Consider the following 16407-nt stretch of genomic DNA (forward strand, 5'->3'; position numbering starts at 1 on the left):
AGGTCGTGATGGGAAAAGGCAACAACAAGCGCGGAAACAAGGAAGCGAAGAAGCCGAAGCGGGAAAGCCCGAAGGTTCTTGCGACGGCCAATTCCGGCGCGGCGAAACCAGTTTCTCTGGGTGAGAAGAAGGGCAAGTGAGCCGCCCGGCGGGCGAACACGAGGCGTTCGCCCGCTCCGCTCGACATTTCTCGGACGACTCTGGCTCTCGGCCGAATGACTTACATTGGTTGAGGCAGCATGCACACCGCCGCTAGAGCCGGACGGGACTGCGGTGGCGCGGACTGCACGTCAGTGCTTTCTGTTCGCTCTGCGCACACGGGCCAGAGCCGACCTTCGCTGAGTACGGCTATGAAGCTTCATCGAACCGGCCATTCGCGCATCGCGCAGCATTTTTCATCCTTGGATGACCGCTGAGCGAGTTTTCCTGTCATTCGCCGCAACTGCTCGATCTCTGCCGTGATTCCGAGAGGGCTTGGCGGAAGGGCGGTAAAGCCGACTTTCGCTGCAGTGGCTATCCCGTCGCCCGGCAATGAGGGGGCGGCGGCGGCAGATCACTCATTGCCGATAATCCATTCCAGGAAAGCCAGCGCGGGCCCCGACGGTCGTCGAGGTCCGGTCACGTAGTAGGATGTGCCGAGATCAAGCTCTCCGTCCGGCCACATGCGCAGCGCCCCCTCGCGGACCGCACCGCTGGCAATGGAGCGCCAGCCCAACATGACACCGCGCCCGTCCAGGACCGCCTGTGCGGCCTGCACATAGTTGTTGAACGTTTGCCCCGACAGCCGGCTGCGTTCGATCCGCCGGGTGCGCAGGTATTCCTCCCAGCCGGCCCAATGCTGGTTGTGCGGGCTGCGCACGTGAATGAGTGGCGCCGCATCAAGATCAACTCCCTTCCCGAGAAGGCTTTCGAGCAGTTGGGGTGCCGCCACCGGGCAGACGCGTTCGTCGAACAGCTTCACCGTCGTGCCCTCGCTCCAGCCGCCGGTGCCGTAGCGGATGGCGACGTCGACGCCGGGGGACAGATGCGGCAGGTCGGTTGCCGGAGCTTGTACGTTCACGGTCACATCCGGGTGCGCGGCGTAGAAATCAGGCAGGCGTGGCATCAGCCAATAGGTGGCCATGCCCAATGTGCAGGACACTGTCAGCTGGGCACCGTCCTGCCCGCTGAGTGCCCGGATGTCCTCCAGCGCCGCCGCGATCTGTCCCAGCCCGTCACGTACCGCACGCGCGAGGAGCTCGCCCGCCTCTGTCAGCTGCGCGGGACGAGTGCCGCGGTCGAGGAGAGAGGTGCCGATATGATCCTCGAGCGCTTTGACGGTCTGGCTTACCGCGGACGCGCTCACGTTGAGCCGGGCGGCGGCGAGCCCCGCCGAACCGTGCCGGGCGACGGCCTCGAAGGTGGTCAGCAGGCGCAATGGGGGCAGGCGATCCATCAAGTTAATCCCGGACTTAAGTTAACTTCACGGTAATCCGGCTTTTGGCGGAAAGGAAGACGTGGAATGCTTCCTTGCAGAAACCTCCAAATTCACTCCAATAACCTGGAATCACGCATGAATGTCATGACCTCCCCCGCTGCCGATCCGGTCCTAAGGGACAAGGGTCTGGAGCTTCTTCTCTCCGACGGGAAAGCTCATTACTTCAACTATCACTGGCTGCGCGACAACTGCCCCAGCTCGTTCAACAGCTCCACGCGCGAGCGCAGCTTCGACATCTTCCACCTCGATACCGCGCCCAAGGCGAAGACCGCCGAGGTGACCGGCGACGTTCTGGAAATTTCGTGGGAAAGCGAAGACCACGTGACGCGATTCCCGCTGGCGTGGCTCGAGGCTTACAAGACCCCGCAGCGCCGCCCCGATCCCGCCGACCTGCCGCGCAGGGCGTGGTACGGCGACCATTACCCGAACGTGCCGCGCTTCAGCCAGCCCGAGCTGCTGGCGGACCCCGCATTGCGGGCGAAGTGGATCGAGGCGCTGCTGGTCGAGGGCTTCGTGATCCTCACCGACATGCCCGACAGCGACGAAGGTCTTACCAAGACCGCCGAGATGATCGGGCGTGTCCGCCCGACCTTCTTCGGCGACTACTTCGACGTGAGGACCCACATCAACCCGACCAACACGGCCTACACCGCATCGGCGCTGGAACTGCACACCGACACGCCCGCCGAGGAGCACGCGCCGGGCGTTCAGTTCCTGCATTGCCGCGCCAACACGGTGGAAGGCGGCAACAGCCTCTACGCGGATGGCGTGGCCGTTGCCAACGACTTCCGGGCGCGCGATCCCGAAGGGTTCAAGGTGCTCTCGGAGACCCCGGTGCCGTTCTTTTGCGAACACGACACCTACGACATGCGCTCGCGCCAGACGATCATCGAGCTGGACCAGCACGGTGAGGTCTCGGGCCTGACCATCAGTCAGCACATGCTGGACATCTCGGACCTGGATCAGGAACTTCTGGACAGCTGGTACCCGGCTTTCTGCCGCTTCGGGAAGATGCTGCAGGAAGAGAAGTACATGATGACCTTCCTGATGAAGGCTGGCGAATGCATGGTCTTCGACAACCACCGCATCGTACACGGCCGCGCAGCCTACACGGCCGAAAGCGGCGACCGCTACCTGCGCGGCACCTACACGGACCGAGCCGAGATGCGGTCCACCTACCGTGCGCTGGTGAGCGAGGGGCGTTTCAAATGAAAGACCTGACCCAGACGACCGGGAGCGTCGGGGAGACTGACGCTTTGCGCCAGGATCTCTCGGCGGCCTTCCGCATCTGCCACCAGATGGGCTGGAGCGAGTCGGTCGGCAACCATTTCAGCGCGGCCGTCAGCGAACACGAGTTTCTGCTGAATCCCTGCTGGCAGCACTTCGCGACGATCCGTCCCGAGGACCTTCTCCGGATCGATGTCCGTGACGGGCGGGTGGTCGAGGGGGAGGGTACGCCCGACGCGTCAGCCTGGTGCGTGCATGGAACGCTGCACCGCAAGAAACCCGAAGCAAGGGTGATCCTGCACGCGCATTCGCCTTACGCAACGGCGCTGGCTTGCCTGAAGGACCCGACCATCGTGCCGATCGACAATAACACCGCACGATTCTACGGGCGCACGTCCTATGATCTCGACTTCGGCGGAATTGCCGATGCCGAGGAAGAGGGCGAGCGGCTGGCGGACTCGCTGGGCGACAACAGCGTGCTGGTGATGGGCAACCATGGCGTCACCGTGACGGGCGAGACCGTCGCGGCGGCCTTCGAGGATCTCTATTTCTTCGAGAAGGCGGCGCAGACGCTGATCCTGGCCCGGTCAACTGGCGCACCGTTGTCGGTGCTTTCGGATGCGGTGGCGCAGAACACCGTCGACGGCTGGCGGACCTATGCCGGAATGGCAGAACGGCATTTCGACTTTCTCAAGTCGCAACTCCCGGCGCTCTGAGCGCTCGCATGCAGGCCCCCGCCGGTGTATCCAGCGGGGGCATCCACGCGCGAGGCCTGTCATCAAACGCTACCCCTCCATCCAGGCGCTGCGTGCCATCGAGAGTGTCGCCCGCAACGGTGCCCTCTGGCGTGCCGCTGCCGAGCTGAACGTTACGCGCAGCGCGATCAGCCACCAGTTGCGGCTGCTCGAGGCCGATCTCGGTTTCAAAATTGTCGAACGCACCGGCAACAAATCCGAAATCACGCCCCGCGCCCGTGCTTATGCCGAGGACGTGCGCCGTGCGCTCAGCATGATCGCCACCTCCACCGCGCGGGTGGCGCAGGAGGGTTTGACCGGCTCGCTGACGATCAGCGCCACACCCGGCTTTGCCGATGGCTGGCTGTGTCTGCATCTGGGCGATTTCATCGCCGAGCATCCCGACGTGGTGGTGACCGTGCTGAGCTCACACAAGATGGCCGACACCACCAATCCCGAGATCGACACCTTCATCACGTTCGGGCACGAGCCGCGCGCCAACCTCAGGACCGAGCCGCTCTTCGCGGTCGAGTTCACGCCACTGTGCAGCCCGGCCTATCTCAGCCGGTTCGAGAGTTTCAACGACCTGCGCATCTTGCAGCAAGCGACACTGTTGCACATCACCGATTTCACCGACTGGGAGGACTGGATGGCCCTCTCGGGGTTGCCGTCCGAGGATGCCCGGCGCGGCATCTGCTACTCGGACATGAACATCGTCCATACGGCGGTTCTAGCCGGGGAGGGGATCGCCATCGGCGATACGGTTCTCTGGGGAAAAGATCTGCGCGAAGGGCGTCTGATGCGACCTTTCTCGGCTTCTTTGCACGCAGACACCGGTTATTTCGTTTGCACACCCAAGGAAAATATCGAAAATCCCATTGTTGAAGAGTTTCATAAGTGGCTGAAATCAAGGGTAGAATTTAGCAGGCTCAGCTCCCCTCGCAGGGTGTGACAAAGGAAATTTGTCACGGCTCTGAACGAGTTTCATTTGCAGTTCACCTCTTCGCCCCGCACCCTTAGACCACAACGGACAGGAATGAAGAGCGAGGCGATTGTGTCAGACACAACGCAGATCGAAACACGTTCGGTCGGAAAAAAATTCGGGAAGTTCCACGCTTTGCGAGATGTTTCCCTCGGGGTCTCGGAAGGCGAGTTTCTCTCCCTGCTCGGTCCATCGGGCTCGGGCAAGACCACCTTCCTCACACTGCTTGGCGGATACGAGCCGGTGACTTCGGGCCAGCTGTTTCTCGAAGGGCAGGACATGACCACCTGGTCGGCCAACCAGCGCGGTTTCGGCATGGTGTTCCAAGGCTATGCCCTGTTTCCGCATCTTACCGTGGCCGAGAACATTGCCTTCCCGCTGAGGGTGCAGAAGCGCAGCAAGTCGCATATTGCCAACCGCGTCGCGCAGATGGTCGAGATGGTCGGCCTAGACGGTCACGCCCACAAGAAGCCCAAGGCGCTTTCTGGCGGGCAGCAGCAGCGGGTCGCACTGGCCCGGGCGCTGGCCTACGAGCCCAAGGTGCTGCTGCTTGACGAGCCGTTCTCTGCCCTCGACAAGAACCTGCGCGGGCAGATGCAGGAAGAACTACGCCGCCTGCACCGCGAGCTGGGCACGACCTTCGTCTTCGTCACTCACGACCAGGAAGAGGCGCTGGCCCTGTCGTCCCGCGTGGCGATCTTCAACGAGGGTGAGCTGCAACAGATCGGCACACCGGCCGAGGTCTACGAGCGCCCCGCCAACCGCTTCACCGCGGAATTCCTCGGTGACATCAACATCCTGTCGCTTGCGGGTCTTTCCGGCGCGCCGATCGAGCTGCCAACCAATTCGGGTGCCTTCGACACGCTGGCGATCCGCCCCGAACACATGCGCCTTGCCACTGACACTGACACCAACCAGCTGCCGGTAACGATGCGCGACCGGGTCTATCTCGGCTCGAAATCTCGGCTGCTGCTGGAAACCCGGGCGGGTGAAGAGCTGATGCTCTATTTCGACAACGGCCCCGGAGTGCCGCCGCCCGATCCTGGCACCGAACTTCGTGTGGCATGGAACACCGGCGACAGCTTCGCCATCTGACTTCGGTCACACGACAAATCCCCGACCGGCGGCGCAGGTCGCCTCGGGACGACGAGACCCGGATAATAAAACGCAACAGGTAAGACTAATGAACACTCATTTTCAGAACGACCTTGCGGAGATCCTGAAAGAACGCGCCGCCAAGGGGCAAATCTCGCGCCGCCAGATGCTGCAGGGCTTTGCGGCTCTGCTGGGCACCACCGCGCTCGGCGCGGGCGCGGCAAAGGCGCAGGACGGCCGGCTGGTTTTTGTCAACTGGGGCGGCGATGCACTCGATGCGATGGACGAGGCCTTCGGTACCCCGTTCACCGAAGAGACCGGTATCGAGGTACTCTACGACGGCTCCGGCCCGACCGAGGGTGCGATCACTGCGCAGGTACAGGGCGGCAACCCGTCCTGGGACCTCGTGGACGCGGATCCGTTCACGTCGCAGGCGCTTGGACGCAAGGGGCTGATGGAGCCCATCGATTACGACATCGTTGACGAATCCAAGCAGCGTGAGGGCTTCGGCTGGGAATACAGCTCGTCCTGCTATTTCTACAGCTACGTCATCGCCTACGATGCGACGCAGTTCGACGAGCCGCCCACCTCGATCGCCGATTTCTTCGACACCGAGAAGTTCCCCGGCAAGCGATCCATGTACAAGTGGGGCGCGGGCATGTGGGAAGCGGCTCTGCTGGCCGATGGCGTGGCGCCAGAGGATCTCTATCCGCTCGACCTCGAGCGTGCCCATGCCAAGATCGACGGCTTCAAGGAGCACATCGGCGCCTTCTGGGGCGGCGGTGCCGAAAGCCAGTCGCTGCTGCTGAACGGCGACGTGTCGATGGCGCTGATCTGGAACACCCGCGCAAGCCTGCTGCACAAGGACACCGAGGGCGAGATCACCTTCACCTGGCAGGACGGCATCATCGGGCCGGGCGGGATCGGCGTGCTCAAGGGTAACCCCGGCGGCACCGAGGCCGCGATGCGCTACATCGCCGCCACGCAGGACCCAGAGCGTCAGGTGGTCCTGTTCCAGATGCTCGGCAACGCGCCGTCGAACCCGGCGGCCGATGCGCTGATCCCCGAGGACGAGCGCCGCTTCAACGCGATGGACCCCGAGAACAGGCCGAAACAGATCGCTCTGGACACCGACTGGTACGAAGAAAACTACGGCGCCGCGCTCGACGCCTATCTTCAGATCATCTCGGCCTGATCAACGCCTCCGCCTGATTTTCAACGACCGCCGCCCTTGACCCGGGCGGCGGACCGGAGACCCCATGCGCGCCTTTCTCTTTCTCATATGTCCCGTGCTGCTGTTCCTCGGTGTCAGCTACCTGCTGCCGTTTCTGGGGATCGTGCAGCTGAGCTTCACCGACCCTGATCCAGGGCTGGCCCAGTACAGCCGTGTGCTGACCGAGGATCTACCCACTGGCGTAATCTGGCGGACCCTGCGCCTGTGCGTGTTGGTCACCGCCGTGTCGGTGAGCTGCGCCTACGTCATCACACTGCTCTGGGTGCGGGGCTCGCCGCTGGTGCGCTCGATCACCGAGCTTTGCATCATGATCCCGTTCTGGATCTCGGTGCTCAGCCGCGCGTTCGGGTGGTTGTCGATGTTGTCCAACCGTGGCCTGCTGAACACCTGGCTGCAGGATATGGGCCTGATCGACAGCGCCATCCAGATGACCCGCAACGAGTTTGCCGTGGTCGTCGGTATGTCGCACTACCTGATCCCTTTCGCGGTCTTCCCGCTCGCCACGGCCATGCGCAACGTGGATGAACGCGTGCTGACCGCCGCCGACGGCATGGGCGCCTCGCGGCTGCGGATCTTCTGGCAGATTTTCCTGCCGATGACCTCCAGCGGCATCCTAGGCGCGACCTTGCTCGTTTTCGTCTTCTCCATCGGTTTCTACGTGACGCCCGCGCTGCTGGGCGGCGGACAGTCGGTGCTGGTGGCAGAACTGATCTATCTCTGGATCTTCCAGATCCCGCAATGGGGCATGGCCGCCGCGATGAGCGTGGTGCTGATGCTCGGGGTCGGGGGCATCCTCTACGTGCTGATGCGCCGCTACGGGGAGATGGCGAAATGAACAGGCTTCGTCCCGGCGTCATCGCCACGCTCCTCTCGGGCCTCGTCGCGGTCTTCCTGCTGATGCCGCTGATCGCGGTGATCCCGGTCAGCTTCACTTCGCGGCGTTACCTTTCGCTGCCGGATGGCGACTGGTCCTGGCGGCATTACGCCGCGCTCTTCGAAGACGCAGAGTGGGGCCAGAGCCTTCTGACATCGGTGCAGGTCGGCCTTTTGGCCAGCTTCCTAGCGGTGGCGCTGGCGGCGGCCTTCTGCATCGGCATCTGGATGCTGCGCCCTCGCGGTGCGGGGTTGATGACCGGCTTCGTGCTGCTGCCGATGGTGGCACCGCCCGTGGTGTCTTCGCTGACGCTGTATTTCTTCCTCAACAAGATGGCCCGCTGGAACGACATCATCGCCTACGACAAGCTCGGCGGCGTAGTGCTGGCGCACATGGTCATGGTCGTGCCATACGCGGTGGTGGTGATCATGGTCTCGCTCAGCCAGCTCGACCGGCGTATGGACCTTGCCGCCCAGTCGATGGGGGCCAACGTACCGACCCGCGTCTTCGGGGTCATCCTGCCCAACATCCGCTTCGGCCTGATCGGCGCGTTCTTCCTGTGCTTCCTGCTCAGCTGGGACGAGATCGGCGTGACGCTCTTCATCACTTCGGTCGAGACGATCACCCTGCCGCGCCGCATGTGGATGGGACTGCGTGACAACGTCGATCCTTCGATCGCCGCGCTTTCGGTGCTGCTGATCTGCGTGGTGACCCTGCTGGTCGCCGTCCGCGCCGCGATGCTGATGCGCAAGGAACGCTCGCGCTGATCCCGCCCCATTCCCGCGCCGGCAGCCCCGGCGCGGACCGAACCCACCCCGGACCTTCCGCACAAAAGAAAAGTGTGACTCATGCATTTTGGACTGACTGAAGAACAGGAGATGATCGTCTCCACCGTCCGTAGTTTCGTCGAGAAGGAGATCTACCCACACGAGTCGCTGGTCGAGCGCACCGGAGAGGTGCCCGCCGAGATCGCGCAGAACATCAAGCAGAAGTGCCTCGATCTGGGCTTTTACGCCTCGAACTTTCCCGAGAGCGTCGGCGGCCCGGGCCTGTCCCACGTCGATTTTGCGCTGGTCGAGCGCGAGCTTGGCCGCGGCTCGATGGCGCTTACCCATTTCTTCGGGCGCCCGCAGAACATCCTGATGGCCTGCAAGGGTGACCAGGTCGAGAAGTACCTGATGCCCGCAGTGCGCGGCGAGAAGATGGATGCGCTCGCGATGACCGAACCCGATGCCGGCTCGGACGTGCGGGGCATGAAATGCTCGGCCGTGCGCGACGGTGGCGACTGGGTGGTGAACGGCTCCAAGCACTTCATCTCCGGCGCAGAGCACGCGGACTTTGTCATCGTCTTCGTCGCCACCGGCGTCGACGAGACACCGCGCGGACCGAAAAAGCGCATCACTTGCTTCCTCGTAGACCGCGGAACGCCGGGCTTCGAGATCGCCCGTGGCTACAACTCGGTGTCGCACCGCGGCTACCAGAACTCGATCCTCTATTTCGACAACTGCCGTCTGTCGGACGCTCAGGTGCTGGGCGAGGTCGATGGCGGCTTCGATGTGATGAACGAGTGGCTCTATGCCACGCGTATCACCGTTGCGACCAACTCCGTCGGTCGGGCGCGCCGGGTCTATGACCATGCGGTGCAGTATGCCGCCGAGCGCAAGCAGTTCGGACAGCCCATCGGCAAGTACCAGGGCGTGAGCTTCCAGATCGCCGACATGATCACCGAGATCGACGCCGCCGACTGGCTGACCCTCGCCTCCGCCTGGCGTCTCGACCAGGGGCTGCCCGCAAACCGCGAGATCGCGTCGGCCAAGCTCTATGCCTCGGAAATGCTCGCCCGCGTCACCGATGCGGCGTTGCAGATCCACGGCGGCATGGGTCTGATGGACGAACTGCCGATCGAACGCTTCTGGCGCGACGCGCGGGTGGAGCGCATCTGGGACGGCACGTCCGAGATCCAGCGCCACATCATCAGCCGGGAGATTTTCCGGCCGCTGGGAGCCTGAGCCATGTCGCCACTGGGCCGGTTCTTCTCGCCGAAGGCCGTCACCGTGATCGGTGGCGGCACATGGTGCGAGGCGGTGGTGCGCCAGTGCCGTGCCACCGGCTTCACCGGGCCGATATGGCCCGTGCATCCGAAGAAATCCGAGGTCGGAGGGTTGCCCGCCTATCCGGACCTCGCCTCCTTGCCGGACGTGCCCGACGCGGCCTTCATCGGCGTCAACCGGGAGCTGACGGTGACCATGGCGCGCGAGCTCTCAGCCATGGGATGCGGTGGTGCGGTCTGTTTCGCCGCCGGCTTCTCGGAGGCGGTTTCCGAGCTTGTCGATGGCGACGCGCTTCAGGCGCAGCTGGTAGAGGCGGCCGGAGAGATGCGGGTTCTGGGGCCGAATTGCTATGGCATCGTCAATGCGCTGGACGGCATGGCGCTCTGGCCCGATCGGCACGGCATGTCGCGGGTCGAGACCGGCGTGGCGGTGATCGGCCAGTCCTCCAACGTGCTCATCAACCTGACCATGCAGCGGCGCGGCTTGCCGCTCGCCACCGTGGTCGCGGCCGGCAATCAGGCGCAAACCTCGATGTCGGATCTCGGGATTGCGCTGCTTGAAGATCCGCGCATCACCGCGCTCGGCCTGCACATCGAAGGGATCAGCGATCTGCCTGCCTTCGAGGCGCTGGCCGGCCGTGCCGCCGAACTGGGCAAGCCGATCGTCGCTCTGCGTGTCGGTGCGTCCGAGCAAGCGCAGGCTGCGGCAGTGTCGCACACGGCCTCGCTCACCGGCTCGGACGCGGGTGCTCGGGCGCTCTTGCGGCGGCTGGACATCGCACAGGTAGACACGCCGACCGAGCTGATCGAGACGCTGAAGATCCTGCATGTCACCGGCGGACTGCGCTCTGCGAGGATTGCTTCGGCCTCCTGTTCCGGAGGCGAGGCGTCGTTGATGGCGGATATGGGCGAAATCGCGGGGGTCACCTACCCGGCGCTGACCGATACACAGAAAACCGGCCTGCGCGCGGCGCTCGGGCCCAAGGTCGCGCTCGCCAATCCGCTGGATTACAATACCTATATCTGGGGCGATGAAGAGGCGCTGACGGCGACCTTCACGGCGCTTTGCACAGCGGAGCTCGGGCTTGGCTGCGTCGTGGTGGACTATCCCCGCGACGACCGTTTCGAGGCGCCCGATTACGATCAGGTCCTGCGTGCCGTTGCGAAGACCCGCGAGATGACGGGCACGCCGATGGCGCTGGTCTCGCTGCTTTCCGAGGGGCTGCCGGAGCCGGTGGCGATGAAGGCGCTCGAGATGGGTATCGTCCCGCTTTGTGGCATGGGGGACGCGCTGCGTGCGATCCGGGCTGCCGTTACCGGGCCGGGACGGAGCAATGCGCGTGCCGATCCCGTGACTCTGCCGGTGAATGGCCGCGGCGCGGCGCGGGTGTTCTCCGAGGCCGAGGCCAAGGCGCTGTTGCAAGGCTTCGGTGTGCGCGTTCCCGGGTCGGGGCGCGCCGGTGAGGCCGACAAGGCCGCGGAGACCGCAACGCGGATCGGCTTCCCGGTGGTGCTCAAGGGCGAGGGCATCGCCCACAAGACCGAAGCCGGGGCCGTGGTGCTGAACCTTTCCAGCGCGCAGGCGGTTACCGAGGCCGCCGCGAAGATGCCCGCCGAGAACTTCCTCGTCGAGGAGATGATCACCGGCACCGTGGCCGAACTGATCATCGGCGTCACGCGCGATCAGGCGCACGGCTTCGTGCTGACGCTGGGGCTGGGCGGCATCCTGACCGAGCTGATCCGCGACACCGCCTCGGTGCTGATCCCTGCCGCACGCGAGGACATCGCGGCGGCGCTGCATAGCCTTCGCACCGCGCCTCTGCTGACCGGCTACCGGGGCCGTCCCGGTGCCGATATCGAGGCGGTGATCGACACGGCCATGGCGCTGCAACAGCTGGTGCAGCAGCACGCCGGTGCTCTGCACGAAATCGAAATCAACCCGCTCATCTGCCGCGCGACGGACGCGGTGGCGGCGGATGCCCTGATCAGGATGGAAGAATGACCCAGAACGTTCTAACCGAGCGCCGCGGCGCGGTGCTCGAAGTCACGCTGAACCGGCCCAAGGCCAATGCCATCGACATGGCGACCTCACGAGAGCTGGGCGAGATCTTCACCGATTTCCGCGACGACCCCGAGCTGCGCGTGGCGATCCTCACCGCGCAGGGCGAGAAGTTCTTCTGCCCCGGCTGGGACCTCAAGGCCGCCGCCGAGGGCGAGGGAGCCGACGGCGACTATGGCAAGGGCGGCTTCGGCGGGTTGCAGGAGCTGCGTGGCCTCAACAAGCCGGTGATCGCCGCCGTGAACGGCATCGCCTGCGGCGGCGGGCTGGAGCTTGCGATCGGTGCCGACATCATCCTTGCCGCGGATCACGCCAGCTTTGCCCTGCCGGAGATCAATTCGGGCACCGTGGCCGATGCGGCGACGCTGAGGCTGCCCAAGCGCATTCCCTATCACATCGCCATGGAGCTGCTCTTCACCGGGCGCTGGTTCGACGTCGAGGAAGCGCATCGCTGGGGGCTGGTCAACCGCATCGTCCCCGCCGCCGATCTCATGTCCGAGGCCCGCAAGATGGCCGACGAGCTGGCCGCCGGTCCGCCGCTGGTCTTTGCCGCGATCAAGGAGATCGCGCGCGAGGCGGAGAACATGAAGTTTCAGGACGCACTCAACCGCATCAACGCCAGCCAGTTCGAGACGGTGGAAAAGCTCTACCGCTCCGAGGACCAGAAGGAAGGCGCACGCGCCTTCGCCGAAAAACGAGATCCGGTCTGGAAGGGCCGGTAAGGAGATCAGATGACCCTGCAAATGAACCGCAAGCCCTTCATCACCGCCGCCATCACCGGAGCGGGGGCCACGCAGGACAAGAGCCGGCTCGTGCCGCGCTCGCCGAAAGAGATCGCCGACGCCGCCATCGATGCCGCCAAGGCCGGCGCGGCGGTGGTGCATTGCCACGTCCGCGACCCCGAAACCGGAGCGCCCTGCCGCGACGTGGCGCTGTTCCGCGAGGTGACGGACCGCATCCGTTCGTCCGAGGTGGACATGGTGCTGAACCTAACCGCCGGGACCGGGGGGGATCTGACCTTGGGCGATGTCGAGCGCCCGATAGATCTGGACGCCGCCAATACCGACATGGCGGGCGCGACCGAGCGCATGGCGCATATCCGCGATTGCCTTCCCGAGATCTGCACGCTCGATTGCGGCTCGATGAACTTCGGTGATGGCAATTACGTGATGACCAACACCACCGAGATGCTGCGGGCCATGGGCCGGATGATGACCGAGCTTGGCGTCAAGCCGGAAATCGAGGCGTTCGACACCGGACACCTCTGGTTCGCCAAGCAGCTGGTGAAGGACGGCGTGCTGGCGGATCCCGCGTTGGTGCAGCTTTGCATGGGTATCCCGTGGGGCGCGCCGGGGGACATGAACACCTTCATGGCGATGGTCAACAACGTGCCCGCCGGCTGGACCTGGTCGGCGTTCAGCCTCGGCCGGGACGAGATGCCCTATGTGGCCGCCGCAGCCCTTGCCGGGGGCAACGTGCGGGTGGGTCTCGAGGACAACCTCTATCTCGAACGCGGTGTCATGGCGACCAATGCGCAGCTCGTCGAGAAAGCGGGGAACATCCTTGCCAACATGGGTGCCTCGCCGATGGGCCCGCAGGAGGTCCGCGACCAGCTTGGCCTCGTGAAGCGTGACATGCCGGTGCCTGCATGACCCCGCCAGTCGGGACAGCAGCGATCATCGGGGGCGGCGTCATCGGCGGCGGCTGGGCGGCGCGGTTCTTGCTGAACGGCTGGAACGTTGCGGTGTTCGATCCCGACCCGGAGGCTGCGCGCAAGATCGGCGCGGTGCTCGACCGGGCCCGCGCCTCGCTGCCCGCGCTCTACGACCGGGCTTTGCCGCCAGCGGGAACGCTGAGCTTCTGCGCGACGCTTGATGAGGCCGTGCAGGGAGCCGATTGGGTGCAGGAGAGCGTCTCCGAGCGGCTGGAGCTGAAGCACAAGGTCTACGACCAGATCGCCGCGCATCTTCCCGAGGGCGGGTTCATCGCTTCCTCGACCTCCGGTTTCAAGGCGTCCGACCTTGCGGCGAACGGCGCGCCGGTGGTCGTGGTCCATCCGTTCAACCCGGTTTACCTCTTGCCGTTGGCCGAGATCACCGGCGCGCCGGAGCTGCGCGCCAAGGCTCTGCCCGTGGTGCAGTCCATCGGCATGTATCCGTTGGAGATGCAGACGGAGATCGATGCCTTCATCGGCAACCGCTTTCAGGAAGCGATCTGGCGCGAGGCGCTGTGGATGATCAAGGACGGCATCGCCACGACCGAGCAGATCGACGACGCGATGCGCATGGGCTTCGGCTTGCGACTTGCACAGATGGGCCTATTCGAGACCTATCGTCTGGCAGGCGGCGAGGCAGGCATGGCCAGCTACATGGAGCAGTTCGGCCCTTCGCTGCACTGGCCCTGGTCCAAGCTCACCGATGTGCCCGATCTCGACGCCGCGCTGGTGCAGGCCATAAGTGAACAGTCGGACGCGCAGTCCGGCCATATGACCATCGCCCAGATGGAAACCCTGCGCGACGACAACCTGGTCGCCACCCTGCGGGGCCTGCGCCGCACCGGCAGCGGCGCAGGGGGCGTGATCACCGCGCATGAGGAGAGGTTGGACACCGGCGGCGAGATCGATGGACTGCCGGTCACGCAGCGCCGCGCCGTGCCGGTGACCTGGACCGACTATAACGGTCACATGAACGAGGCCGCCTATCTCGAGCTTGGCACTTGGGCCACCGACGGCATGATGAAGCTGGTGGGTGCCGACGATGCCTACGTTGCCAGCGGCAAGAGCTTCTTCACCGTAGACACCCGCATTCGGTACCTCGATGAGGTGCATCGGGGGGCGGTGCTGACGGCGACCACGCAGGTGCTCGACGGGGCAGGCAAGACGATGAAGCTCTTTCACCGCATTCTGAAGGAAGACGGCAGCCTCGTGGCCACCATCGAAACGCTCATGCTGCATACCGATCTGAACACCCGTCGCGCCTGCCCGCCGGAGCCGGCGGTGGCGGAGGCGCTCGAAACCCTGGCTGCGGCCCATGCCGGGCGCGATGCGCCCGGCGCCGGCGGGTCTGTCGGCCAGCGCAATTGAGGAAGAGAACAAAGATGTCTCCTGAAGAGAAACAGACCCGCGAAGAGTTGGCCGCTTGCTATCGCCTGGCCGCGTTGCATAAATTCACGGATCTGATCTACACCCATATCACCGCCCGCGTGCCGGGAGAGGATGGGCATTTCCTGATCAATCCCTACGGCTGGCGTTGGGAAGAAATCACCGCCTCGTCGCTGGTCAAGATCGACGTTGACGGCAACAAGGTCGACGGCAGCCCGCACCGGGTGAACCCGGCGGGGTTCACGATCCATTCGGCGGTCCACATGCACCGGCATGACGCGGCCTGGATCATGCACACCCATACCCGCGCAGGGGTGGCAGTGTCGTGCATGGAAGAGGGGCTGCTGCCGCTCAACCAGATTTCGCTGCAATTCCACAACCGCACAGCCTACCACGATTTCGAAGGCATCGCGCTCGACCTCGAAGAGCGCGAGCGCATCGTGGCAGACTTCGGCAACCACCCGGTCATGGTGCTGTGCAATCACGGGCTGATCGCGACCGGGCGAACTGCGGCCGAGATGTTCTCCAACATGTTCTATCTGGAACGGTCCTGCGAGATCCAGGTGGCAGCGACATCCTCGGGGCGCCCGCTCCGCATGGTCGAAGAGAGCATCGCCGCGCAGGTCCACGGGCAATACACGCAGATGAACGAGGAAGACGGCGATCTGCAACTCGAGTGGGACGCCCACCTGCGCTCGATCGAAGGGATGGGCAGCGACTACCGCGCTTGACATATGAAGGTTCGCGCATTCCCGGCGCGGACCTTTCCACGGGGCCATGCCTCCTGGCAGGCTCCTGAAAAAAATCGGTTCGCGACGCGCATTGCGGAAGGTGATTCATCGCCACCACGGTATGACGGAGGTAGCGATGCGCGGATCGGACGAGGTGACGGGGTTGCTGCTCAGCTATGTCGATCTTGAGGAGCGCATCCCGTCCCGGCATCCGCTGCGCAACACCATGGGCTGGCCTGCCTGCCTGCCTGCAGCGCTCATGAGCCGGTGGTCGCTGACGATCTGGTTTGACCCCTGGATGAGCTGAAAGGCCACGCCAACAGGCGGGCGGGGCCTACAGCGGACTTATAATGATGCCGCCATCTGGACTTGCCTTTTGATAAAGGTGCTGTTCGGCACGGCGCTCTCGCAGACGACCTGGTTTGTCGAGAGCCTTTTGCGCCTGAACGGTACCCGACTTCAGCACGTTGAGCCACCGCCGGAAGGCCGTTGCCCTCAGCATCCTATATCGTGGCTCCAAGGGTTGGTTGTGCCGATCCCCTCTCGTGATCATGTTGCGCATGACCCTGCCGGGCGATGGACAGTACCGGGACCTAGGTTGAGGGCGAATGGCACGCTCGCAAGCATGGCGGCCCCATATGGCGTATGTGGCGCAAGATCCGCCTCGGGATAGATGAGAAAACGCAGGAGTTCCGCGCCGTCCAGATCACCGGGAGTCAGATTGGTGACGCACCGGTCCGGCCCGACCTGCTTGGCCAGATCTCGATTGGCGAAGAAATCAGGTCAGTGATCGCCAATGGTGTCTATGACACGGAGTGGTTGCAGAGTTCTGTCTTCGAAGGAT

At 64.4% G+C, this 16407-nt stretch carries 15 protein-coding genes and 1 pseudogene; 15 read left to right on the forward strand and 1 reads right to left on the reverse strand.

What is annotated here, in order from left to right; all coding sequences use genetic code 11:
• Positions 1-8: 8 nt before the first annotated feature.
• Positions 9-140 carry a hypothetical protein gene (locus RVY76_RS15105; protein WP_317377080.1) on the forward strand — a complete coding sequence of 44 codons (132 nt, stop codon included), beginning with the start codon at positions 9-11 and terminating at the stop codon, positions 138-140.
• Between the two features lie 413 nt (positions 141-553).
• On the opposite strand, the gene RVY76_RS15110 is transcribed toward RVY76_RS15105, so the two are convergent.
• Entirely contained in the window at positions 554-1435 is an 882-nt protein-coding gene (locus RVY76_RS15110; protein ID WP_317377081.1) for a LysR substrate-binding domain-containing protein, read from the reverse strand.
• A gap of 117 nt (positions 1436-1552) precedes the next feature.
• On the opposite strand from RVY76_RS15110, the gene RVY76_RS15115 reads away from it, so the two are divergent.
• The 14 genes and pseudogenes from RVY76_RS15115 to RVY76_RS15180 all read left to right on the forward strand — a co-directional run.
• A complete protein-coding gene (locus tag RVY76_RS15115; protein ID WP_317377082.1) occupies positions 1553-2689 on the forward strand; it encodes a TauD/TfdA family dioxygenase in 1137 nt (378 codons plus the stop codon).
• Positions 2686-3420 (forward strand): class II aldolase/adducin family protein, encoded by a 735-nt coding sequence (locus tag RVY76_RS15120; protein WP_317377083.1) that lies wholly within the window; start codon positions 2686-2688, stop codon positions 3418-3420. The genes RVY76_RS15115 and RVY76_RS15120 overlap by 4 nt, the downstream gene beginning before the upstream one ends.
• A complete protein-coding gene (locus tag RVY76_RS15125) occupies positions 3362-4390 on the forward strand; it encodes a LysR substrate-binding domain-containing protein (protein ID WP_317377084.1) in 1029 nt (342 codons plus the stop codon). The genes RVY76_RS15120 and RVY76_RS15125 overlap by 59 nt, the downstream gene beginning before the upstream one ends.
• Positions 4391-4474: 84 nt before the next feature.
• A complete protein-coding gene (locus RVY76_RS15130; protein WP_317377085.1) occupies positions 4475-5515 on the forward strand; it encodes an ABC transporter ATP-binding protein in 1041 nt (346 codons plus the stop codon).
• A gap of 88 nt (positions 5516-5603) precedes the next feature.
• Entirely contained in the window at positions 5604-6710 is a 1107-nt protein-coding gene (locus tag RVY76_RS15135) for an ABC transporter substrate-binding protein (RefSeq protein WP_317377086.1), read from the forward strand.
• 64 nt (positions 6711-6774) lie between these two features.
• Complete coding sequence (locus RVY76_RS15140; protein ID WP_317377087.1) at positions 6775-7584, forward strand: ABC transporter permease; 810 nt, start codon at positions 6775-6777, stop codon at positions 7582-7584.
• Positions 7581-8390, forward strand: a complete 810-nt coding sequence (locus RVY76_RS15145) for an ABC transporter permease (protein ID WP_317377088.1) — start codon at positions 7581-7583, stop codon at positions 8388-8390. Before RVY76_RS15140 ends, RVY76_RS15145 begins: the two co-directional genes overlap by 4 nt.
• Before the next feature lie 81 nt (positions 8391-8471).
• On the forward strand, positions 8472-9632 hold the full coding sequence (locus RVY76_RS15150) for an acyl-CoA dehydrogenase family protein (RefSeq protein ID WP_317377089.1): 1161 nt from the start codon (positions 8472-8474) through the stop codon (positions 9630-9632).
• Between the two features lie 3 nt (positions 9633-9635).
• On the forward strand, positions 9636-11675 hold the full coding sequence (locus tag RVY76_RS15155; RefSeq protein WP_317377090.1) for an acetate--CoA ligase family protein: 2040 nt from the start codon (positions 9636-9638) through the stop codon (positions 11673-11675).
• Entirely contained in the window at positions 11672-12454 is a 783-nt protein-coding gene (locus RVY76_RS15160) for a carnitinyl-CoA dehydratase (protein WP_317377091.1), read from the forward strand. Before RVY76_RS15155 ends, RVY76_RS15160 begins: the two co-directional genes overlap by 4 nt.
• A gap of 9 nt (positions 12455-12463) precedes the next feature.
• On the forward strand, positions 12464-13384 hold the full coding sequence (locus tag RVY76_RS15165; RefSeq protein ID WP_317377092.1) for a 3-keto-5-aminohexanoate cleavage protein: 921 nt from the start codon (positions 12464-12466) through the stop codon (positions 13382-13384).
• Positions 13381-14814, forward strand: a complete 1434-nt coding sequence (locus RVY76_RS15170) for a carnitine 3-dehydrogenase (RefSeq protein ID WP_317377093.1) — start codon at positions 13381-13383, stop codon at positions 14812-14814. Before RVY76_RS15165 ends, RVY76_RS15170 begins: the two co-directional genes overlap by 4 nt.
• Before the next feature lie 14 nt (positions 14815-14828).
• Positions 14829-15563, forward strand: coding sequence for a class II aldolase/adducin family protein (locus tag RVY76_RS15175; RefSeq protein ID WP_317377094.1), 735 nt, complete (start codon positions 14829-14831; stop codon positions 15561-15563).
• 136 nt (positions 15564-15699) lie between these two features.
• Positions 15700-16376, forward strand: a pseudogene (locus tag RVY76_RS15180) (transposase); the annotation flags it as partial.
• Positions 16377-16407: the final 31 nt, after the last annotated feature.

Source organism: Palleronia sp. LCG004 (genome assembly GCF_032931615.1).
In the GTDB taxonomy this organism is placed as follows: domain Bacteria; phylum Pseudomonadota; class Alphaproteobacteria; order Rhodobacterales; family Rhodobacteraceae; genus Palleronia.